Origin of the sequence: Rahnella sp. BIGb0236, from assembly GCF_004364755.1 — a bacterium.
Classification (GTDB): Bacteria; Pseudomonadota; Gammaproteobacteria; order Enterobacterales; family Enterobacteriaceae; genus Rahnella; species Rahnella victoriana.
The window spans coordinates 244743-266909 of record NZ_SOAO01000004.1 but is presented as its reverse complement, the minus strand read 5'-3'; the positions used below and the strand labels follow the sequence as shown (position 1 = coordinate 266909).

The following is a 22167-nucleotide window of genomic DNA, read 5'->3' as shown; positions in this document are numbered from 1 at the left end:
CGTTTTTATTATTACCGGCTCTGTGGAGTGAAATCTTGTAGGACACAGAGGGTTTTTGCTGCTGCCCGCCATTGCGAGCCGTCCATGACACGCCGGGGTTCCTCATCAAAAAGCACACTATTGAACGGTGCGACCGGCTGCCAGTTTCCCGGCGGCAGGTGCATATCCACCTCGTGCAGCGAGGCATTCACGATCAGCAGCCAGCGCCGGGAGAGACAGATTTGCAGCCATTGCTGCGGCCCCTGCTCCCAGTCGCCGTGGCTCATCGGTTGCCCCTGTTGATTCAGCCATTGCACGTCGTCGCTGCCTGCCTGCCACCTGCGGTTTTGCGTCAGTGCCGGAATTTTCCGGCGCAGGGCAATCAGCGCGCTGGTGTAGGCCATCAGGCTGTCATCGGCATTTTCCCAGTCGAGCCAGGTCAGCGGATTGTCCTGACAATAGGCGTTGTTGTTGCCCGACTGGCTGTTACCGAGTTCGTCACCGGCCAGCAACATCGGCGTGCCTTGTGACAGAAACAGCGTCGCCAGTAAGGCCCGCTGGCTGAGACGCCGCTGCTGTAAGACCTCCGCAGACGCCTCCAGCCCTTCTTCGCCGTGGTTTTGGCTGAAATTTTCGTTATGGCCGTCGCGGTTTTCTTCGCCGTTGGCCTGGTTGTGTTTCTGGTTAAAACTCACGAGATCGCGCAGCGTAAAGCCGTCGTGTGCCGTCAGCATGTTGATGCTGGCGTAAGGTTCGCGCTGTGCGGGATTGAATTTGTCCGCAGAAGCGGCAAAACGTCCGGCAAACTGACCGAGGGAGGTGTCGCCATGCAGCCAGAACTGACGCATATCGTCGCGCCAGATATCGCTCCATTCGGCAAAAGGTGCCGGGAAATTCCCGAGCTGATAGCCGCCGGTGCCGATATCCCACGGCTCGGCAATCAGTTTGGTTTTTGACAGGATTTCATCGTTTTTAATGGCTTCAAACAGCGGCGATTGCGCAGTGAACTCCGGCGTTCTGCCGAGAACAGACGCCAGATCAAAGCGGAAGCCATCGACGTGACATTCGCGAACCCAGTAATGCAGGCAGTCGAGTGTCCAGGCGATCACCTCTTCATCCACCAGCCTCATCGTGTTGCCGCAGCCGGTCATGTTGTTGTCTGAGCCGTCATCGTTGAGCCAGTACCAGCTGGCGTTATCGATGCCGCGAAACGAAATAAACGGCCCGTCGATATCCAGTTCCGCGCTGTGGTTGAACACCACGTCGAGGATCACTTCGATGCCCGCCTGATGCAGGGCTTTGACCGCCGATTTAAACTCATTCAGCGCCGACACGCCGCCCTGTCCGCTGGCGTAACGCGGTTCCACGGCGCAGGGTGCCAGCACGTTGTAGCCCCAGTAATTACTCAGCCCGAGTCGTTGCAGACGCGGCTCGTCGGCATGATGTTGTACCGGCAAAAGTTCTATCGCCGTCACACCCAGATGCTGCAAATATTCCAGCATGACCGGATGCGCCAGCCCGGCGTAGGTACCGCGCAGGGCGGCGGGAATATGCGGATGCTGACGGGTCAGCCCGCGCACATGCGCCTCGTAAATCACCGTTTCGCCCCACGGTCTGGCAGGCGGTTTATCATCGCCCCAGTCGAAATTCCCGGCGACCACCACGGATTTCGGCGCAACCACGGCGCTGTCTTTATCGTCCGGCGCATCGGTGCCGCCGGTAAAACGTGCGTTATCAAGCAGCACGCCGTCTATCGCCCGGGCGCTGGGGTCGATCAGCACTTTTTTCGGGTTAAAACGATGGCCGTTTTTCGCATCGAACGGTCCGTAAACCCGGTAACCATAGCGTTGTCCGGCTTTCAGATCCGGCACAAACCCGTGCCACAGATTGCCGGTGCGGCCGGTTAAAGGCAGATGCTGCTCGCTGCCGCTCTCATCAAAAAGGCACAAATCGACTTTTTCCGCATGGGCGGAATACAGGCAAAAATTGACGCCGTTATCTCTGAGATGCGCACCAAAAGGTGCAGGCAGACCGGGCCCGGGTTGTTTCATTACGCCTCCCTTCGCAGATACACAGTGGCCAGCGGCGGGATCACCACGCTGATGGAGTGATCGCGCTGATGGTGGCCAATATTTTCACTGTAAACATCGCCGCCGTTGCCGACATTGCTGCCACGGTAGTAATGCGAATCGGTGTTGAGAATTTCACGATAACGGCCCGGCTGACTGATGCCGATGCGGTAGTGCTCACGCGGCACCGGCGTGAAATTGCTGATAACGATGATTTCACCGCCGTTTTCGTCGCGACGAGCAAAGGCGAAAATCGAGTTTTCGTGGTCGTCGACCACCAGCCATTCAAAGCCGCGCGGGTTGTAATCCAGTTCATACAGCGGCGCATTAGCCTGATAGGTCAGATTCAGGTCGCGCACCAGATGTTGCACGCCGCTGTGCCAGCCTGCCGGGTCATCGAGCAGATGCCAGTCGAGGCTGGCGTCAAAATTCCACTCGCGCCCCTGCGCAAATTCGCCGCCCATAAACAGCAGTTTTTTGCCCGGATGCGCCCACATAAAGCCGTAATAGGCGCGCAGGTTGGCAAACTTCTGCCAGACGTCGCCGGGCATTTTATCCAGCAGGGATTTTTTGCCATGCACCACTTCATCGTGCGAAAGCGGCAGCATGAAGTTCTCGCTGTAGGCGTAAAGCACGCCGAACGTCATGAGATTGTGATGGTATTTGCGGTGAACCGGATCGAGCTGCATATACGCCAGCGAATCATGCATCCAGCCCAGATTCCATTTGTAATGGAAACCCAGCCCGTTGGCATCCGGCGGCATGGTGACGCCCGGATAATCAGTGGATTCTTCCGCTAACGTCACTGCGCCGCCGAGTTCACGGCCAATCGTATGGTTGGTGTATTTCAGGAAGGAAATGGCTTCGAGGTTTTCGCGGCCACCGTAATAATTGGGGATCCACTCGCCGGCTTTGCGGCTGTAATCGCGGTAAATCATCGACGCCACCGCGTCCACGCGCAGACCGTCGATGCCGAAGCGTTCTATCCAGTAAAAGCCATTGCCCGCCAGATAGTTTCGTACCTCATGACGGCCATAGTTGTAGATCAGGGTATTCCAGTCCTGATGGTAGCCTTCGCGCGGATCGGCATATTCGTACAGCGCGGTGCCGTCGAACTGGGCCAGCCCGTAGGCATCGCTCGGGAAATGCCCCGGCACCCAGTCGAGAATGACGTTCAGACCGGCGTTATGCGCGGCATCGACAAACGCCTTGAACTCCATCGGCGTGCCAAAGCGGCGGGTCGGCGCATACATGCCGAGCGGCTGATAACCCCAGCTGCCGTCGAACGGATGTTCGTTGACCGGCATCAGTTCGATATGCGTGAAGCCCATCCATTTGGCGTACGACACCAGTTGTTCGGCCAGCTCGCCATAACTGAGCCAGAAATTGTCGTCGGTATGACGACGCCAGGATCCCAGATGCACTTCATAGACAGAAACCGGCTGATTCAGCGCATTGGCTTTCTTTCTGCTTTCTGAATGCGGCACAACGTCCGGTAATTTACGCACGCACGAGGCGGTGTCCGGACGCATCTGCGCCTCAAAGGCATAAGGGTCGGCGCGCAGGCTGACATGCCCGCGGCAGTCGATAATTTCGAATTTATACAGCTGACCTTCGCTGACGGCAGGAATGAACAATTCCCAGATGCCGTTTTCGCGGCGCTGACGCATCGGGTGGCGGCGGCCGTCCCAGAAGTTGAATTCACCGACCACGGAAACCCGCGTGGCGTTCGGTGCCCAGACCGCAAAACTGACGCCATCGACGTCATCCAGCGTTTGCAGATGCGCGCCGAGTTTTTCGTAGGGCCGCAGGTGCGTGCCTTCCGCCAGCAGCCAGATATCCAGCTCCTGCAACAGCGTGCCGAAGCGGTACGGGTCGTCAATCACATGGAGATTTTCGCCCCAGCGGACTTCCAGTTTGTAGCGAAACGCATTTTTACGGCGCGGGATCAGGCCGACGAAGAAACCGCGATCGTCATAACGACGCAGTTCCGCCACCTGCTTACCCTTTTCTACATCGATGACCCAGATCTGATCGGCATCCGGCAACAGGGCACGCACTTCCAGCCCGGCGGCCACAGAATGCATGCCCAAAAGAGAAAAAGGATCAGCGTAGTGGCCAGATATAATTTGATTAATAACGTGCTGATCGGGAAGTACAGACATGTATTTCGTCCTATGATTAATTAAATCAATAAATCCAATAAAATCATTCAGGTATTCAATACGAAACGTGATCCCAGTGTGCTCCCCTTTTTATCGCCGCTTTGTGATCCGGCTATGTTTCAGTTTTGCCAAAAGGTGCGCGATGACGCTTACGCTCACAATTTCCAAATAAGTGCTTATTTCAGCTTCTCAAAGAGGCAGAGCTCTTCTACTAAGCATAGACAAAGGTTCGAAAAATCAGCGTGAAGAAACCGAGGAATTTTTCGCAAAATGAAATTCAGAGAGTTGCGCTGGAAAAAGGCGGATAAAGGGTGAAGTGAGGGATGGCAGATACAAAAACGGGACACCGTGCTGGTGTCCCGTGGGAAATCATCTCAAAGAAAACAGGGCAGTTTTCCCGTCAGAGTAAGATCCTTAACATGCGGCGCAACGGCTCTGCCGCGCCCCACAGCAGCTGGTCACCGACGGTGAACGCAGACAGATATTGCGGGCCCATATTCAGTTTACGCAGACGGCCCACCGGGGTGTTCATGGTGCCGGTGACTGCTGCCGGTGTCAGTTCACGCATCGACAGTTCACGGTCATTCGGGATCACGCGAACCCAGTCATTGTGCGATGCCAGCATCTGTTCGATTTCCGGGATCGACACGTCTTTTTTCAGTTTCAGCGTGAACGCCTGGCTGTGGCAACGCAGCGCGCCGATGCGCACACACAGGCCATCCACCGGAATAATGCCGGAAGTGCCGAGGATTTTGTTGGTTTCCGCCTGACCTTTCCATTCTTCTTTGGTCTGGCCGTTATCGAGCTGTTTGTCGATCCACGGGATCAGACCGCCCGCCAGCGGAACACCGAAGTTATCGGTCGGCAACGTGCCGCTGCGGGTCAGCGCCGTCACGTTACGTTCGATATCCAGAATGGCCGATGCCGGGTTTTCCAGCTCTTTCGCCACGCTGTTATGCAGCATGCCCATCTGGGTCAGCAGTTCACGCATGTGACGCGCACCGCCGCCGGACGCCGCCTGATAGGTGGCGACAGACGCCCACTCGATCAGGTCATTGGCAAACAGGCCGCCGAGCGACATCAGCATCAGGCTGACGGTACAGTTACCGCCCACAAAAGTTTTAATGCCTTTGTCGATGCCCTGGTGGATCAAGGCGCTGTTCACCGGGTCGAGGATGATTATCGCGTCATCTTCCATTCTCAGAGAGGATGCTGCGTCAATCCAGTAGCCGGACCAACCGATTTCACGCAGCTTCGGATAGATTTCATTGGTATAATCGCCGCCCTGACAGGTGATGATAATGTCCAGTGCGCTCAGAGCGTCCAGATCATAGGCATCCTGCAAGGTTCCAGACTGACCCGTGAAAGAAGGCGCGGCCTGACCGTGCTGAGAGGTGGAGAAGAATACCGGACGGATAGCGTCGAAATCGCGTTCTTCAATCATGCGTTGCATGAGTACAGAACCGACCATTCCACGCCAGCCAACGAAACCTACATTTTTCATAATATCTGTCCTGCCCTGAGGGTGATAACTGCTTAAAACGGCTCGAACGCGCGCCTGCACTAAGAGAGTGCCTGTTTTGCTGCACTGTGCCCCGTTAACGCGCGGGTCTACCACCTTACAAAATGCACCAAAAGTGGCAAGTGAATTTAATCAATAGTGCAGCCTTTAATAGCAGCACGACTTATAACAGGCGTTTTAAGCCGAATTATTCTGAGGTAGTCATGACCGAAATGATTTCAGCAACCATATTGCTGTTTTTAATTATGGATCCGCTGGGCAACTTACCGATTTTCATGTCGGTATTAAAACATCTCGACCCGAAACGCCGCCGTGTGGTGTTGATCCGCGAAATGCTGATCGCCCTGATCCTGATGCTGATTTTTCTGTTCGCCGGGGAAAAAATCCTGTCGTTCCTGAATCTGCGCACCGAAACCGTGTCGATTTCCGGCGGTATTATTCTGTTCCTGATTGCCATCAAAATGATTTTCCCGTCGGAAGAGAAAAGCAGCAGCGGCCTGCCTGCCGGTGAAGAACCCTTCCTGGTGCCGATGGCGATCCCGCTGGTCGCCGGTCCGTCGATCCTCGCCACGCTGATGTTGCTTTCGCACCAGTACCCGAATCAGATGAGCCACCTGACGCTGGCCCTGTTTATCGCCTGGGGACTGTCGATGGCCATCCTGTTGCTGTCCAACCTGTTCCTGCGCCTGCTCGGCGACAAAGGCGTCAGCGCCCTCGAACGCCTGATGGGCCTGATTCTGGTCATGCTCTCAACGCAAATGTTCCTCGACGGGATCAGGGCGTATTTGAAGATTTAGCGACAACAGGAAACGAAAAAGGCGAGCCATCTGGCTCGCCTTTTTTATGCTAACAATATGCCGTCAGACGACCATCGACAGCAGCAGGCATCCGCCCAGACCACACAGGGAGATGATGGTTTCCAGCACCGACCAGGATTTGAAGGTTTCGACGATGCTCAGGTTGAAGTACTCCTTGAACAGCCAGAAACCCGGATCGTTGACGTGCGAGAAAATCACGCTGCCTGAACCGACGGCGATCACCATCAGCTCAGGACTGACGCCGGTCGTGGCGATCAGTGGCGCGGCGATACCGCCTGCGGTAATGGCCGCCACGGTGGCGGAACCCAGTGCGATACGCAGCACAGCGGCAATGGACCAGGCCAGCAGGATCGGCGACAGGTTGCTGCCGTGCATCAGGGCAGCGATATATTTTTCAATCCCGCTGTCTACCAGCACCTGTTTGAACGCCCCGCCACCGCCAATGATTAACAACATCATCGCGATGATTTTGATGGAATCGCTCACGGTCGCCATCACTTCATCCATCTTACGGCCACGGTTCAGGCCGAAGGTGAAGATAGCGATCAGCACCGCAATCAGCGTGGCCATTACCGGGTCGCCGAAGAACTCAGCATACGCCAGCACCGGATGGCCTTTCGGCAGGATCATTTCGCAGACCGCGCGGAATGCCATCAGGATAACCGGCACCAGTGACGTCGCGACGCTGACGCCAAAGCCCGGCATCTCTTCTTCCGTGAAGGTTTTCGGATTGAACAGACCTTCCGGCACCGGTTTGTCGATACCTTTCAGGAAGCGTGCATAAACCGGACCGGCCAGGATCACGGTCGGCACCGCCAGCAGTGAACCGAACAACAGGGTTTTACCCATATCGGCATGGAAAATGGTGGCAATCGCCGTCGGGCCAGGGTGCGGAGGCAGGAAACCGTGGGTGACGGATAACGCCGCCGCCATCGGCACACCGACGTACAGCAGTGGCAGACGCGCCGCCGCTGCCACGGTGAAGACCAGCGGCAGCATCAGCACGAACCCGACTTCATAGAACAGCGCAAAACCGACGATGAAACCGGTCAGCACGATCGCCCACTGAATGTGTTCGCGACCAAATTTTTCGATAAGCGTGGTGGCGATACGTTGTGCGCCCCCGCAATCCGCCAGCATTTTACCGAGCATGGCCCCGAAGCCCATGATCAGCGCCAGACTTCCCAGCGTGCCGCCCACCCCGTTTTTGATCGAGGTGATGACTTTATCGACCGGCATTCCCTGCATGATCCCCACCGCCAGCGCGACGAGAATCAGTGCAATGAAGCCATTAAGCTTGAATCGGATCATAAGTAACAACAGCAGTGCGACACCCACCGCTACAATAACTAATGGCATATTTTTCCCCTCATGCTGTCACGGCGGTATGTCAAAAAACCGGGTGACGCATTGTTTTTAATTTTCAAGATGTTGTAGGAATTAACAGTGCAACGGGTACAGACCGCGACCGCTAAAACAGCAGTGCATTCCTTTGTGATATTAGTCACATCTCCATTTGTTACCGGTATCATGATACCGGTAACATGCTAATATTAGGACTCACTACGCAGTCAAAATGTTCATTTTGGGATAGAGATCATACTTATGGCAGGACAAAGCATCATTCTGATGGGCGTGTCAGGCAGCGGTAAATCCACCGTCGGCGCGGCACTGGCCCGTGAAATTAACGCGAAATTTATCGACGGCGATGATCTTCATCCCCGCGCCAATATTCAGAAAATGGCCAGCGGCACGCCACTGAACGACGACGACCGTGCGCCGTGGTTATTGCGCCTGAATGACGCGGCCTACAGCCTGCGCCATAAAAATGAAACCGGCATTATTGTCTGTTCTGCGCTGAAACGCCGCTACCGCGACGCGCTGCGTAAAGACAACGAAGGCATGGTGTTCATCTACATGAAAGGCAGTTTTGATGTGATTGCTGAGCGCCTGAAAGCCCGCGCCGGACATTTCATGCCGACCGATTTACTGCGCAGCCAGTTCGATGCCCTCGAAGAGCCGGGCGAAGATGAGCCGGATGTGTTGCGCGTGAATATCGATCACAAGTTTGAAGGTGTGGTGGATCGTTGTATCGCGGCTTTGAAGACGGTACAGAAGTAAGACTTTCTCCTCCCCCTGCGAAGGGGGAGGTCGGGAGGGGGTTTTAATGGCAGCGCTGTCTTCTGCAAAACCCACACCCCATCCCAGCCTTCCCCTCGTGAGAGGGGAAGGAGTAAAAGATTAGATGCTTCGGCCTGCCGAGATGGTGAACCCGACATCCACCATCCTCGGCACTACTTCTTCGCCACGTAATCTTGCCAGCAGGCGTTCAGCAGAAATCTGCCCCATTCTTTCGCGTGGTGTGAGCACGCTGGCCAGCGGCGGCTCCATCGCCTGTCCCATGTTGTGTCCGTGGAAACCGGCAATCGCCATTTGGGACGGGATTTTCAGCCCCTGACGCTGGCATTCAAAGAATGCGCCCGCCGCGAGGTCATCGTTGGTGCAGAAAATACTGTCGATTTGCGGCCAGTCTTTTTGAGCCTGACGCAGTAATTCCGCGCCACCGCTGTAACTTGAGGAACGGCTGGTCATCACGCTGTACGGTTCCAGCCCGGATTCGCGCATCGCCTGCTCGTACCCCTGCTGTTTGATGATGGTTCGTTCGTCCTGACGGGCGCCGAAGTACACCACATGGCGGTGCCCGTGCGCGATAATTTGCTGGGTCATCTGCCGTGCCGCTTCGAAGTTATTAAAACCCACCGCCAGATCCACACACGGCGACACGCAGTCCATCATTTCCACCACCGGAATACCGGCCACTTCAATCATCTTCAGCGTTCGCGCCGTGTGATGGCGTTCGGAAAGAATAAGCCCGTCAATATTGTAGGAAAGCAGCGAGGTCAGACGCTGTTCTTCGCGCTCCTGACTGTAGCCGTAGTGCGCCAGCATGGTCTGGTAGCCGTGAATATCGGTCACGCTTTCGATGCCGCGCAGCACTTCCGCGAACACCTGGTTAGTCAGCGACGGCAGCAGCACGCCGATGGCGCGGCTTTTGGCGTTCGAAAGAATGTCCGGTGCGCGGTTGGGGATGTAACCCAGCTCATCGAGCGCCGCAGAAATCTTTTCCTGCAACGCGCCGGAAACCTGTTCAGGATTGCGCAAATAACGGCTGACCGTCATTTTGGTGACGCCCACTTTATCGGCAACATCCTGGAGTACGGGTCTTTTTTTCTTGATATTCATCAATGAGATGGTGCCGCTGAAAGGTTAAGGGATCAGACTGTGATGTTAGCAAACAATCGCGCAGGCGGATATCCGTTGCTGCGCGACATGAGAGGTTTGTCAGGAAGGGAGGGAAAGCTGGCCGCGAACCGGTGCGCTGAGGCTGGCAGAAAACTGCCCGGCCAGCAGCGCCATGGCACGTTGCGCCAGTGTCTCCAGCGGATACGCAATCGCCGGAACCGCCGAACCCCCCGGTGGCAACGTGCTGCCGAGGCTGACGACCATCACGTTTTCGGGAACGCTGCGCCCGTGCTGCATCAGCTGACGAAGCGCATCCTGCGCGATGGCGTCGTCCGGCACCAGCAGCGCGTTGAACGGCACGTTCTGCGCCAGCAACTGCGTCAGCGCCTGTGCGCCGCTGTGCACCAGCCGCCGGTCATAAGGCAGCAGAAATTTCTCCAGCGCCAGATGATACCCCTGAAGGATCTGCCCTGCCGCTTCCTGACTTTCCGGATTGATCAGGGCAATCTGTCTGCGCCCTTGTTTCAGCACATACTGACAGGCAGTTTCGGCCGCGAAGCTGCGGTCAAAATGAATGCTGCGCTCTGAATCCGCATCGAGACAGTCAATGGTGATGACGTTTTCGGGCAGTTTTGGCAACGCAAAACGCGCGCCGATCACAATCATCGCATCGCACAGGCCGCGGCCAATTTCGTCCACAGAGTGCGTCAGGCTCGCCGCGTCGGTGGCAAAGCGCAGCAACAGATATTTCTGGTTCAGCCGTAACTCTTTTTCCAGCGCGTGCAGATAACCGGTGGACTGGTTAATGTTTTCCGTCGCACAAATCACCCCGATACAGCCGGTGGATTGCGTGGACAGCGACTGCGCGATCACGCTCGGTTTGTATTGCAGCATTTCCACCGCCTGCATTACGGCCAGGCGGCTTTCCTCTTTCACACCGCGGCTGCCACTCAGGACACGGGACACCGTCGCTTTCGACACCTTCGCCAGCCGCGAAACGTCGTTAATGTTTGCCATGTCTTTCCTTGTGTTAATCGAAACCGTTATTTTTAGACACCGCCGCAAACCATTCGCCGCTTTTCTTCACAGTACGTTTCTGCGTTTCCAGATCCAGCTGAATGAAACCATACCGGTTTTTATAGGCATTCATCCATGACCAGCAATCAATAAATGTCCACATGTGATAACCCAGACAACCGCTGCCTTCCTGTAAAGCACGATGCAGCCATTTCAGATGCCCGCTGACGAACTCAATGCGGTAATCATCCTCAATGCGGCCATCCTTTTCAAAGCGCAATTCATGCTCCACGCCCATGCCATTTTCGGAAATGAAACAGCGCGGATTGCCGTAGTTTTCACGCAGATTGGTGAGGATATCGTAAATGCCCTGCTCGTAGATTTCCCAGCCACGGTGCGGGTTCATTTTACGTCCCGGCATCACGTAGTTATCGAAGAACCATTCCGGCATAAACGGACTTTCCGGATTGACCATACTGTCGCGACACTGAATGCGGCGCGGCTGGTAATAGTTGATGCCGAGTAAATCCACCACGCCCTGCTGCAGCAGTTCTTTATCGCCCTGCTGACACGCCGGAAGCTGATCGTGTTTTTTCAGCAATTCCACCAGTTCCTGCGGATATTCACCGCGCAGCGCCGGATCGAGGAAACTGCGGTTAAACATCAGGTCTGCAATGTTGGCGGCTTTCAGGTCAGCCGGGTTTTGCGAACGCGGATAAGACGGCGTCAGGTTGAGGATAATGCCGATTTCGCCGCTGAGATGACGGGCGCGATAAGCTTTCACCGCCAGCGAATGCGCCAGCATGGTGTGATACGCCACGGTGGCCGCCCGTTTGAAATCCACCACGTTCGGGTAATGGAAATCATACAGATAGCCACCTTCCACCGGCACGACCGGTTCGTTGAAGGTAAACCAGTGCTTCACGCGGTCGCCGAACAGTTCAAAACAGGTATCGGCATATTTTTCATACGCCTGCACCACGTCGCGGTTTTCCCAGCCGCCGATTTCCTGCATCGCCATCGGCATATCGAAGTGGAACAGATTGATAAACGGCTGCACGCCCTGCGCCAGCATTTCGTCGATCACCTGATTATAAAACGTCACCGCTTCCTGATTCACGTCACCCCTTCCGTTGGGGATCAAACGCGCCCAGGAAATCGAGGTGCGAAACGTGTTGTGATTCAGCTGTTTCAGCAGGGCGATATCTTCACGCCAGTTCTTGTAAAACGTGGAGGTCTCCTGCGGGCCGACGTCGTTGTGAAAACGTGTTGGCTGCTGTGAATACCAGTGATCCCATACCGTCGCGCTTTTGCCGTGGCTCAGTGTTTCACCTTCCGTCTGCGGCGCTGAGCTGGCACTGCCCCACCAGAATTCTTTTGGAAATGCGTATTTCATCGTCATCCTCGCTGTCCGTTAGCTTTACGTTTTTAACTGTGAATGGTTAAGAATTCGCCGGCACGGCATTGCCCGCCGTCTGTGCCGTGGCTTTTTCCGCTTCCTGTTTCAGCAACGTACGTTCATAGGCTTTCAGGAACGGGTAGTACATTACGGCTGATAACACCATACAGAACAGGCACATAATTACCGGACTGAATGCCCAGTTTGCGGCCCATGACGCACCAATCGGCGCAGGTGTTGTCCAGGGTGTGAGCGAGACCACTTGTGCAACCCAGCCCAGTTTGGTGGCGGTGTAGGCAAAGACAGCGTTAAGCATCGGCACCAGCGTGAACGGCAGGAAGAACACCGGATTCATGATAATCGGCGTGCCGAACAGGATCGGTTCGTTGATGTTAAAGAAGCTTGGCACCACGCCCATGCGGCCAATGGTGCGCAGGTGCACGGCTTTGCTGCACAGCAGTAAAATCGCCAGCGGCAGGGTCGAACCGACGCCACCAATCAGCAGATAGTGATCCCAGAATCCTTGCAGATAAATGTGTGGCAGCGGCGCACCGGCCTGCAATGCGGTCTGATTGAGCGCCAGATTAGTCATCCAGAACGGGTTCATGATGCCGGTAACAATCAGCGCACCGTGAATACCGGCAAACCACAGCACCTGGCAGATAAATACCGAGATCAAAATCGCCGGCAGGGAATCCGAGGCGGACACCAGCGGTGCCAGCAAATGCATGATCGCTTCAGGAATAATCATGCCGGTTGTCGACTGAATAAACAGGTTCAGCGGATGTAATGTGGCGACAATCACCACCACCGGGATCAGGATTTCAAACGAACGCGCCACGCCGGTCGGCACTTCTTTCGGCAGGCGGATAGTGATGTTGCGGCGTTTGAGCAGCGCATACACTTCGGCGGCATAAATCGCCGTCAGAATGGCGGTGAAGATACCTTCGCCGGAGAAATATTGGGTGGAGATTTGCTTGTCATGGTACGGCGCGGCGACCAGCAGGAACGCCATAAAGGCCAGCAAACCGGTCATGATCGGGTCGAGTTTGTAATGCTTGCCGAGACTCGCCCCGATGCCAACGGAGATGAAGAAGGTCATCACGCCCATGCTCAGATACCACGGCAGCATCAGCTGTTCGCGGTATTTCAGCGACAGGTCCAGCCAGCCGCGCGCGAAGCTCCAGGTGGTGTCCGGCGAGAAAGGCGGGAAGATAAACACCAGCATGAACGAGCCGATAATCATAAACGGCAGCGCCGCGATAAAGCCGTCGCGGATGGCAATGACATGCCGCTGTTGGCCGACGCTGCCCGCCAGTGGCGTGATGTGTTTTTCGATGACGTTAACCATCGCCTGATAGAGACCACTCATACGCGGCTTCCTTCCCGTGCGATCAGGCCGTAAGCGAAGTCCAGCACGTTGTCGCCGCGCTGCATGCCATAATCCATCATGTTGATGGTCTCGACCGGAATATTAAATTCTGCGGCTCTTTTGGATAAATCAGCCTGCATGTAACGCACCTGCGGCCCGAGCAACACCACCTGATAATCACGGAATTTTTCGTCAAATTCGCTGGCACCGAAGGCATCGATCTGCACTTCTTCGCCGCGCTCTGCCGCCACTTCTTTCATTTTGCGCACCAACAAACTGGTCGACATCCCCGCCGAACAACAAAGCATGATTCTTTTCATTTTGCTTCACTCCCAGATGATTTATGTTCTGCCCGTTTCTTCTTGCTGAGGGTATTTGAGGCGTTATGGAAACCGGTTTCCATGCCTTCAGGGGAAATGTGCGAGCCTGTTCATAAAATTTCATGCCGTTTGTCCGGCGATGTGAAATGTTTCACATTTTGCGTAAATGTCTTTCGCAGAGAGAAAAAGAGCAGCTAAGGGAAAATGCCGCCTCACAATTATCACCGCACTCTCACACCGGGTATCATCCCTCTGATTTATTCCGCCAATAAACAACATAAAACCCTATTAATCTCACCGGCGAAAAACAATGAAAAATTGATATTGAATGATTTTATGCCCTGAGGATTAATGAATACATTGTCCGGCATTCACCGCTTATTATCTTTAAGGAATGCCTGATGCCGGCGTTTAACACCTGTAAAATAACACGATGTATTCTGCTGGCGTGTTGCCTGCCCAATATTGCCGTCATGAGCGCCAGTGCGGCAAATTACACCCTGCCATTGCTGCTGACGAACAATCAAAAGCTGACCTTTTCCACCAAGGATAACGAAAACATCGTTGCTGATAACCCGCTGATAAAATACGGAATCATGGTCAATAACGGTGCACAACTGACGTTCCTGGCTAACACGTTCAACGCGTCCGGCAGCCAGCTTGGCTCCTCGCTTGTCGCGCAAAATGGCGGTGTCATTAATATCGGAAAAGATTCCGTGATTAATCACAACAGTCAGTCCGGGGAAATTTCCCATGCGGTAACGATACAAGATGCAGGCAGTGTTTTAAATATCAACGACGCGACCCTTAATTCTAACAGTGCGGCAGTGGTGATTAATAGTAACGCCACGGCGAATATGATTAATGCCACCGTTAATGCCCGTAATGCGGACAATGCCTTGGAAGTGAATAATGAGTCCACACTGAATGCCGTTGGTTTAACGGTGAATCATCTGGGGGGAACGTCCAATAGTTCGGCCATTGTTATCAGTAATTCTGATGCAACATTACTGAATACGTCACTTTTGTCTCAGGTTCGTCAGGGAATAACGATCGAAGGTTCCAATGAACGTTTTTCAAATGTCACTTATGAGCGCGGCACCATCATCACAAAGAGTGATCAAAGCAATGCCGTGATAGTGGACTTCGGTAACCTGAAAATGAGCGATGTCGATATCGAAACATCCGGGCAATATGCCAACGGCATGATGGTAGAAAACGGCAGTAATGTGCAGATCAGCGGTGGCTCCATCACCACTCAGGCCCCCATGACTAACGGGATAACCGTGATCGGTGCCAATGATCTGATACTGGAAAATGGAATGCGTATTTCTACGCCAGGTGATACTTCTAAGGGTATCGACCTGCAAGCCGCTCCGATGACGGAGAATGAATTACAAAAACTTCGCCTTGATAATTCAACCATCACCAGCGGCAATGTCGGCATCAGCAAGATTTACGACGGTAATGCTCAATTGGTCATCGATAACGCCACCCGTATTTCAGGCATTAACGCGGCCATGACCTTTGCCGGCAACGGCACCACCACGGTGAATGTCAGTGATCAAAGCCAGATTATCGGCAACATTATCAATGCCACCACCGCGAAAACGAACATGACGCTGGACGCCTCCGTACTGACCGGCGCGGTGCAAAACCTCAGTTCGCTGGCGCTGAATAATCAGTCGGTGTGGAATCTGACCGGCGATTCCGTGCTGGGTAATGTCTCGATGGATAACAGTCTGCTGAACTTCACTCAGCCTCAGCAGGACAGTTTTCGCACGCTGACCGCGAATACGCTGTCCGGCAACGGGGCATTGAACCTGAATACCCGGCTTGGCAGTGATGATTCCCCGACCGATTTACTGCACATTACCGGCAACGCCAGCGGACAATTTGGCGTGCTGGTCCGCAATACCGGCGGCAGCGGTGCGCTGACGCAGGGCGACGGCATCCGGCTGGTGCAGGTCGATGGCGCTGATACGTCCTCGCTGAAACTGCTGAAAAAAGTCAGCGCAGGGGCGTTTGATTATTACCTGTATAAAGGCAGCCCGACCTCGTCGAAAGACTGGTATTTACGCACTTATCTCGAGCCGGTGCCGCCGCCGGAACCGGTGCCTGATCCGACACCTGACCCGGATCCGACGCCCGACCCGACACCGCAGCCCACGCCTAAGCCGGTGATCGCCTACCGGACGGATGTCGTCGGATATATTGCTTCGCCCTTCCTTAACCGGCAGTACGGTTTTAACTCGATGGGGTCTTACCATGAACGTACCGGCGACAGTGTGAAACGCAGTCAGGACGGGACCTGGGGGCGCGTCGGCGGGTCGCATGATAATTATGATGTCGGTCGTTTCAGTTTTGACAGCGACATTCGCTATATCCAGATCGGCAAGGATTTGTATCAGGATGACACGCCGCGCGGCAACACGGTGCATGCCGGGGTGATGATTTCGCTGGGCGACCAGAAAACCGGCAGTTCGGACAGCGCACGCAGGCTGGTCGGGGAATCCGCCGATACCGGAGATGTGTCGACCGATGCTTACGGCGTCGGGGGCTATTACACCCTGAAAACCAACGACGGCGCGTATCTGGATTTTGTCGGACAGATTACCGATTACCACACCGATTTCCACAGTGAAAACGATGCCAAACAGGACGGGTACGGCGTGGCGTTGTCAGCCGAGAGCGGCATTCCGTTGGCGATAACTCAAAGCTGGCGACTCGAACCGCAGGTGCAGGTGATTTATCAGTATTTGCATATGAAAGGGTTTAATGACGGCATTGCCACGGTAAACAAAACCACGGACAACAGCGTTCAGGCGCGGGGCGGCTTGCGGCTTTCGCATCAGCCACAGGCCGGTCAGCCCAACATAACGCCGTACCTGAACCTTGATGCGGTATCGACATTCAGCGATGCGCCGGCCGTCACCATCGGCAGTACCCGCATTTCGCCTGATTTCACGCAAAGCACCTGGAAGGCGGGCGGCGGGATCACCGCGCCGGTGAGCAAAAACGCCACGTTTTATACCAGTGTGAGTTATACGCGGGGCTTTGACGGTAAACAGGAAGGTTACCGGGGCAATATCGGCATTAATGTCAGCTTTAAATAATGAATTCAGGACGCAAAAAAGGCGATGCCATTGCATCGCCTTACGTTTTGAATCACCTGTGATCAGACCGGCGGCAGGTCAAACAGCAGGATTTCGCTGTCCTCATCGGCGTGAACCGACAGTGCCGTTTCATCCCAGATCGCCAGCGCATCGCTCGCCCCGGCTTTCTGGCCGTTAATGGAAACCGTGCCTTTCACCACCTGGATCCACACGCGGCGTTCAGCCTGGATCTGATAAACAGACTGTTCGTCTTTTTTCAGCGCCCAGCGGGACAATTCCATATCCTGGAACACTTTCAGCGAGCCATCACGGGCATCCGGTGAAAGCACCAGCTGGCGACCCTGCGGCGCATCGAACATGCGTTGTTCATAACGCGGTTCCAGCCCTTTCTGGTTCGGGATAATCCAGATCTGATACAGGTGCAGTTTACGGTCGCTGTTGCCGTTGTACTCAGAGTGCGTCACGCCGGTACCGGCGCTCATAATCTGGAATTCACCGGCCTGAATCTGCTCTTTGTTGCCCATGCTGTCCTGATGTTCCACGGTGCCTTCCAGCACGTAGGTCAGAATTTCCATGTCTTTATGCGGATGCTTACCAAAACCCTGCCCCGCGTCGATGAAATCTTCATTGATCACCCGCAGCGCGGAGAACCCCATAAACTGGGCATCGTAGTAATCGGCGAAAGAGAAGGTATGCCAGCTTTCCAGCCAGCCGTGACTTGCGTGACCGCGTTCTTGTGCTTTGCGTAAGTAAATCATGTTCAACTCTCCTCAATGTTTTCTCTAGTCTAGTCAACGGCTGAGAATAAGAAAGCGTAAAAACTTCACTCCTCTGTTCAAAAAATATGAACAAATGCAGGCGGCGCATTCCAAAGGATTTGAAGAAAATATCGAGCAGAATAACCTCCTGATAAATACAGCATCCGTTGTGCCAGCCCGTACAGGGCCGCATATTGTGGTTGAAAACACGGAGATATAACAAAATAAAGTGGCTCACCCCTGAGCCTCAAAAGGATCCCCTCATGAAAACAGTCAATTCTGTCTCCGCATTGAAGAATCTCAAAAATCATCTGGATCATAATATTTTTGTTAATGGTTATTTTCAGGCCGGTGACGGCGGCGGCGGCCATTATCACTGGGACAATAACTGCGATCTGCCCGCCAATAACGGCACCGTGATCAGTTCTGACCATTCGGCCAACGGGCGCTGGCGGCTTATTCATCAGGGCGTGGGCGATTTCCGTACTTTCGGCATTCTCAATGCCGATCAACCCGCCGACGATGCGCTGGATGCGTTAGTGAATGATCCGGCAATTACACAGATTCTTGCGTTCACGGATTTGCTCTTTCAGCGCCGCCATCGTTTCTCCCGTTCAGATATCACGCTGGATTTTCAGAACAACCGCGTTTTCACCACCGGCATTGCCAGCGCACCGGCCAATGATCCGTTTGCTGCCGTGCTGTTTTTCCAGGGCAGCGTCACCGGCGCCCCCGTCACCTTCACGCTGACAGAAACGTTGCAGGAGCAGACGGATATTTTCCCGGTCGCCGACTCGTCACTGTTCAGTGTGGGCGACTGGTATGCGGTTCAGGTGGCACCGGTGAAAGGCGCGGCAGAGCGCGAGCTGCAAAAGCTGGTGGAAATCATCGCCATTCCTGACAGCACGCATATTCAGATTAGCTATTACAACGGCTGGGAACTGCTGGCGGGCAGGGTGATCAGCTGGCAAAAAGTCGAGCCGGTGGAATTCGTCACCATCAAAAATATGCAGTTCTCCGGCGCGGGAGAGGATCAGCTGACCGGCAGTCATCCGGTGGCATTTGAATACGCGGTGTACGCCAATGTGGCAGGCATTCATTCAACAGGTTCTTTCTGGCCGGTGGTGATGCGCCGCTGGAATACCCATTATCTGACGCAGCAATGTTCCCTTATCAATCCGCCAAATACCGCTTTTGGCGGTGCCGGTTATCTGACGCAGCAAATCTATTGCCTGTACGGTCATGTCAGTGATTGCAGCGTCGCAAACGCGCGGCATTTAAATGATTTCACCGCATCGGCGTACTGCCTGGTCGAAAACTGTCACGCCAGCGGACAGAGCGCGGAAAAAGGCCCGTTCGTCACGCACGGTCAGTACGAACATGATCTCACCTATACCGGCAACTCCGGCCTGATGACCTTCGCCAACTCCGGTGCCACCTGGGGAGGCAGCGCCAAACGTATCAATGTACGCAAGCACGTCTGCCCGTGGTTTGTCGCGCGTTCTGCCGTCAGCGAACTGACGCTGGAAGATCTGGTGGTGATCGCCAATGAGACAATCCCGCAATCCGGGATGTTGTGGGTGAATGCCGACGGGTTGCAGATGACCGGCTGCACCGCCGATCGCACGCTGATCATCAGTCAGGCATCGCAACGCGCGGCGCGCCCGAACGTTATCCGTCAGTGTCAGTTTTCCCTGCAAGAGGACGGTGCGCCAATGGTGCAGAGCAACGTGATCGCTGCAATCACCTTTACCGATACGGTGTTTAACGACATCAACGGGCATTCATTTGACAGCACCGCGCCGCTGAATTTTGTCCGCTGTATCTTCAATGCCACCCCGGAATTTGCCCCGCTCATCCTGAAATCCGCCACGCTGTCGGTTCAGGCGTCACAGTTTAATCAGGTTGGCTTCACCCTCTCCGGCACCGCGCCGAAGCAAATCGATATTCTTTCCTCAACGCTGACGCAGGCGACATTGGATTTCACCGACGTCACCGCCCAACCCGCCAGCTCACTGATGTTTCTCAACAACCGCCTATCCGGCAGCACCGTCATCGCCCAACCGCCCGCCGGAGATCGGGTGATATGGCAGCAGAATATGAGTTTTCCCTGAAGCAGGATTTTTCGAAAGAATGTGAGTCGCAGGAACGCGGCCAGCGAGCGACCCCATAATATGAAAGGAAATTTTTTCGAAATAGTTTGAGTTGTGGACAAATCTGCCGGGAGCAGATTTGAACGCTGCTTGCAGCGGCCCCTTCAGGGGCGAGGCCCAAGGATGGGCCGAGTAAGGCGGCAAGTAAGCGAATCCCCGGGAGCATACACAAGTATGTGACCGGGGTGAGCGAACGCAGCCAACGCATCCACAGCTCAAAATATGAAGAAAAAAAAGCCAGCACATAAGGCTGGCTAAGTAATACTGGAAGCAATGTGAGCAATGTCGTGCGCTCATTGGGGACCCGTTTGACCTTGGTGTGAGGCCATCCCCGGAACGCATGGCAATAATAATCATTATCATTCGCACTTGTAAAGCATTATTTTTCACCGAACATTCGATTGACAGTTTTCCTTTTCCTGATAAATGTAGAGGATATTCAAACAGTAACCACAAAAAGAGGAGTGTCGCCATGAGCGAAATAGTCATTCGTCACGCTGAAGCCCGGGATGCAGAGGCGCTTCAACACCTATACGCTCAGGTTCCTGTTTTCAGCGACACCCTGCAACTCCCTTACCCGCCTGCCACGCTATGGGAAGACCGGCTCGCCAATGCCGCGCCCGGCCGGTTCGCGCTGGTGGCCTGTATCGACGGCAAACTGGTGGGCAATCTGACCCTGATGGTCGAGCAGCCCTGGCGACGCCGCCATGTGGCCACATTCGGTATTGGTGTGGATACGCAATTTCAGGGAAGAGGCGTCGGCAGCGCGCTTATCGCCGCCGCCCTGGAGCTGTGCGACAAATGGCTGCATGTGACCCGCGTCGAGCTGACGGTCTATGCCGATAATGACGTGGCGATCGGGCTGTATAAAAAGTTCGGATTCAGCGTTGAAGGCCTCAGCCCGTGCTACGCGATGCGCGACGGCGAACTGGTGGATACGCTGCATATGGGGCGCATCCACGGCGTCCGCTCACCGGCTTAATCTGTACTGACCGTGGCGCGGGTGTCCTGCGCGGGCTGACGTAACAGCAACCGCACCACCAGCGCCATCGCGATTAACACCAGCAGCGCCGAGCCGGGATAAATCGCATCGATTCCCGCCTGCGTCATCAACACCCCGGCCAGCGGCCCGGTGATCCCCAGCGATAAATCGAGAAAGGCCGAATAGGTCGCCAGCGCGCTGCCCTGATTTTCCTGCGGCAATTTTTTGACTGCCACCACGCCCAGCGCCGGATAAACCAGCGAGAACCCGACGCCGGTGATAAACGCCCCCGCCATCGCCGCCCACGCCGTCGGCGCGAAAAACACTATCATCAGCCCGGCGATTTCTACCACAAAACAGGCCAGCGCCACGCGCAATCCGCCAAAACGGTTGATGCTGTTGGGCAATAACAGCCGCATACCGACAAACGCCACGCTGAAGAATGTCAGGGAGAACGCCGCGCCCGACCAGCCTTTGGCGGCGTAAAACAACGTGATGAAGGTGGCGATCACGCCAAAACCGGTGGAAGCCAGCGCCAGCATCATGCCGTAGGGCAGTATTTTTCCTAACACCTGACGGAACGGGATTTGCGTCGAGGCTTTGCCGGTCACCGGCGGTTTACGCCACGCTGTGATCAATGCCGCCAGCGCCACCAGAATGATGCACAGTGACAGCAGGCTCAGGCCACCGGCGCTGAAAATCAGCACGCCGAGCGGCGCACCCATCGCCATCGCGCCGTACGTCACCACGCCGCTCCACGAAATCACCTTGCCGATATGCAGGGATCCGACCACGCTGATGCCCCACAGCGTCGACCCGGTGCCGGCAAAACTTTGCCCGGCACCGAGCAGCAACCGTCCCAGACACAGCAGCGCCAGACTGACCGCCGGTGAGGCGTCAAACCACAATGCCAGCAGATAAAACACGCCACTGAGCAGACAGCCGCTCAGCCCGAACATCACCACCCTTTTTGGCCCGACTTTATCCGCATAACGCCCGGCATACGGACGGCTCAGCAGCGTCGCGAAGTATTGCAGGCTGATCACCAGCCCCGCCCAGAACGCGCTATAGCCGAGGTGTTCATGCACATAACCCGGCAGGATCGCCAGCGGCAGGCCGATGGTCAGATAGTTGGCAAAGTTAAACACCAGAATGGAGAGGATGCGCAGCGTGGTCTTTGAGGAACTGGCGGACGTCAGGTCGGGCGAAGCAGGTTCAGGCATGGAAATCAGCGTCTCACGAAAGAAGGTTCAG

The 22167-nt window shown here is 55.1% G+C and carries 16 protein-coding genes; 5 read left to right on the top strand and 11 right to left on the bottom strand.

Translation table 11 applies throughout. From position 1 onward, the window contains the following. Positions 1 to 11 precede the first annotated feature (11 nt). From glgX to asd, 3 genes are all read right to left on the bottom strand, one after another. Positions 12 to 2030: a glycogen debranching protein GlgX gene (gene glgX, locus EDF78_RS10900; protein WP_133823095.1), complete on the bottom strand. Its 2019-nt coding sequence runs from the start codon at positions 2028 to 2030 to the stop codon at positions 12 to 14. Further along, entirely contained in the window at positions 2030 to 4213 is a 2184-nt protein-coding gene (glgB, locus tag EDF78_RS10895; RefSeq protein WP_133823094.1) for a 1,4-alpha-glucan branching protein GlgB, read from the bottom strand. Before glgB ends, glgX begins: the two co-directional genes overlap by 1 nt. A 400-nt stretch (positions 4214 to 4613) precedes the next feature. Further along, positions 4614 to 5717, bottom strand: coding sequence for an aspartate-semialdehyde dehydrogenase (gene asd / locus EDF78_RS10890; protein WP_133823093.1), 1104 nt, complete (start codon positions 5715 to 5717; stop codon positions 4614 to 4616). 221 nt (positions 5718 to 5938) lie between these two features. Here asd and EDF78_RS10885 point away from each other — a divergent pair, with 221 nt between their 5' ends. Continuing rightward, a complete protein-coding gene (locus tag EDF78_RS10885; protein WP_095923864.1) occupies positions 5939 to 6532 on the top strand; it encodes a YhgN family NAAT transporter in 594 nt (197 codons plus the stop codon). Between the two features lie 63 nt (positions 6533 to 6595). Here the strand turns inward: EDF78_RS10885 and gntT are convergent, their stop codons facing one another. After that, on the bottom strand, positions 6596 to 7912 hold the full coding sequence (gene gntT / locus EDF78_RS10880; RefSeq protein ID WP_095923865.1) for a gluconate transporter: 1317 nt from the start codon (positions 7910 to 7912) through the stop codon (positions 6596 to 6598). 246 nt (positions 7913 to 8158) lie between these two features. Here gntT and EDF78_RS10875 point away from each other — a divergent pair, with 246 nt between their 5' ends. Next, entirely contained in the window at positions 8159 to 8674 is a 516-nt protein-coding gene (locus tag EDF78_RS10875; RefSeq protein ID WP_095923866.1) for a gluconokinase, read from the top strand. Between the two features lie 120 nt (positions 8675 to 8794). On the opposite strand, the gene gntR is transcribed toward EDF78_RS10875, so the two are convergent. The 5 genes from gntR to EDF78_RS10850 all read right to left on the bottom strand — a co-directional run bounded on the left by gntR (position 8795) and on the right by EDF78_RS10850 (position 13904). Continuing rightward, on the bottom strand, positions 8795 to 9790 hold the full coding sequence (gene gntR / locus EDF78_RS10870) for a gluconate operon transcriptional repressor GntR (protein WP_095925235.1): 996 nt from the start codon (positions 9788 to 9790) through the stop codon (positions 8795 to 8797). 105 nt (positions 9791 to 9895) lie between these two features. Then, entirely contained in the window at positions 9896 to 10813 is a 918-nt protein-coding gene (locus EDF78_RS10865) for a LacI family DNA-binding transcriptional regulator (RefSeq protein WP_133823092.1), read from the bottom strand. Between the two features lie 13 nt (positions 10814 to 10826). Further along, on the bottom strand, positions 10827 to 12209 hold the full coding sequence (locus EDF78_RS10860) for a glycoside hydrolase family 1 protein (protein ID WP_095923868.1): 1383 nt from the start codon (positions 12207 to 12209) through the stop codon (positions 10827 to 10829). Between the two features lie 46 nt (positions 12210 to 12255). After that, the gene (locus EDF78_RS10855) at positions 12256 to 13584 is read right to left on the bottom strand and encodes a PTS sugar transporter subunit IIC (RefSeq protein ID WP_133823091.1); all 1329 of its coding nucleotides are present in this window, start codon (positions 13582 to 13584) and stop codon (positions 12256 to 12258) included. Then, positions 13581 to 13904, bottom strand: coding sequence for a PTS sugar transporter subunit IIB (locus tag EDF78_RS10850; protein ID WP_133823090.1), 324 nt, complete (start codon positions 13902 to 13904; stop codon positions 13581 to 13583). Before EDF78_RS10850 ends, EDF78_RS10855 begins: the two co-directional genes overlap by 4 nt. Before the next feature lie 401 nt (positions 13905 to 14305). Between EDF78_RS10850 and EDF78_RS10845 the strand changes: the two genes are divergently transcribed. Then, entirely contained in the window at positions 14306 to 17020 is a 2715-nt protein-coding gene (locus EDF78_RS10845) for an autotransporter outer membrane beta-barrel domain-containing protein (protein ID WP_133823089.1), read from the top strand. 62 nt (positions 17021 to 17082) lie between these two features. Here EDF78_RS10845 and EDF78_RS10840 read toward each other — a convergent pair whose 3' ends face one another. After that, the gene (locus EDF78_RS10840; protein ID WP_133823088.1) at positions 17083 to 17778 is read right to left on the bottom strand and encodes a pirin family protein; all 696 of its coding nucleotides are present in this window, start codon (positions 17776 to 17778) and stop codon (positions 17083 to 17085) included. Positions 17779 to 18041: 263 nt separating this feature from the next. On the opposite strand from EDF78_RS10840, the gene EDF78_RS10835 reads away from it, so the two are divergent. Continuing rightward, positions 18042 to 19892: a hypothetical protein gene (locus EDF78_RS10835; protein ID WP_133823087.1), complete on the top strand. Its 1851-nt coding sequence runs from the start codon at positions 18042 to 18044 to the stop codon at positions 19890 to 19892. A gap of 511 nt (positions 19893 to 20403) precedes the next feature. Further along, positions 20404 to 20913: a GNAT family N-acetyltransferase gene (locus tag EDF78_RS10830; protein ID WP_095923875.1), complete on the top strand. Its 510-nt coding sequence runs from the start codon at positions 20404 to 20406 to the stop codon at positions 20911 to 20913. Here EDF78_RS10830 and EDF78_RS10825 read toward each other — a convergent pair. Further along, positions 20910 to 22136, bottom strand: a complete 1227-nt coding sequence (locus EDF78_RS10825) for an MFS transporter (RefSeq protein WP_131693664.1) — start codon at positions 22134 to 22136, stop codon at positions 20910 to 20912. The genes EDF78_RS10830 and EDF78_RS10825 overlap by 4 nt on opposite strands. Positions 22137 to 22167 lie beyond the last annotated feature (31 nt).

Excerpts from the sequence above, each read along its gene's own strand:
- glgX (WP_133823095.1), bottom strand. The coding sequence starts at position 2,030 with ATGAAACAACCCGGGCCCGGTCTGCCTGCACCTTTTGGTGCGCATCTC.
- glgB (WP_133823094.1), bottom strand. The coding sequence starts at position 4,213 with ATGTCTGTACTTCCCGATCAGCACGTTATTAATCAAATTATATCTGGC.
- asd (WP_133823093.1), bottom strand. The coding sequence starts at position 5,717 with ATGAAAAATGTAGGTTTCGTTGGCTGGCGTGGAATGGTCGGTTCTGTA.
- EDF78_RS10885 (WP_095923864.1), top strand. The coding sequence starts at position 5,939 with ATGACCGAAATGATTTCAGCAACCATATTGCTGTTTTTAATTATGGAT.
- gntT (WP_095923865.1), bottom strand. The coding sequence starts at position 7,912 with ATGCCATTAGTTATTGTAGCGGTGGGTGTCGCACTGCTGTTGTTACTT.
- EDF78_RS10875 (WP_095923866.1), top strand. The coding sequence starts at position 8,159 with ATGGCAGGACAAAGCATCATTCTGATGGGCGTGTCAGGCAGCGGTAAA.
- EDF78_RS10865 (WP_133823092.1), bottom strand. The coding sequence starts at position 10,813 with ATGGCAAACATTAACGACGTTTCGCGGCTGGCGAAGGTGTCGAAAGCG.
- EDF78_RS10860 (WP_095923868.1), bottom strand. The coding sequence starts at position 12,209 with ATGAAATACGCATTTCCAAAAGAATTCTGGTGGGGCAGTGCCAGCTCA.
- EDF78_RS10855 (WP_133823091.1), bottom strand. The coding sequence starts at position 13,584 with ATGAGTGGTCTCTATCAGGCGATGGTTAACGTCATCGAAAAACACATC.
- EDF78_RS10850 (WP_133823090.1), bottom strand. The coding sequence starts at position 13,904 with ATGAAAAGAATCATGCTTTGTTGTTCGGCGGGGATGTCGACCAGTTTG.
- EDF78_RS10845 (WP_133823089.1), top strand. The coding sequence starts at position 14,306 with ATGCCGGCGTTTAACACCTGTAAAATAACACGATGTATTCTGCTGGCG.
- EDF78_RS10840 (WP_133823088.1), bottom strand. The coding sequence starts at position 17,778 with ATGATTTACTTACGCAAAGCACAAGAACGCGGTCACGCAAGTCACGGC.
- EDF78_RS10835 (WP_133823087.1), top strand. The coding sequence starts at position 18,042 with ATGAAAACAGTCAATTCTGTCTCCGCATTGAAGAATCTCAAAAATCAT.
- EDF78_RS10830 (WP_095923875.1), top strand. The coding sequence starts at position 20,404 with ATGAGCGAAATAGTCATTCGTCACGCTGAAGCCCGGGATGCAGAGGCG.
- EDF78_RS10825 (WP_131693664.1), bottom strand. The coding sequence starts at position 22,136 with ATGCCTGAACCTGCTTCGCCCGACCTGACGTCCGCCAGTTCCTCAAAG.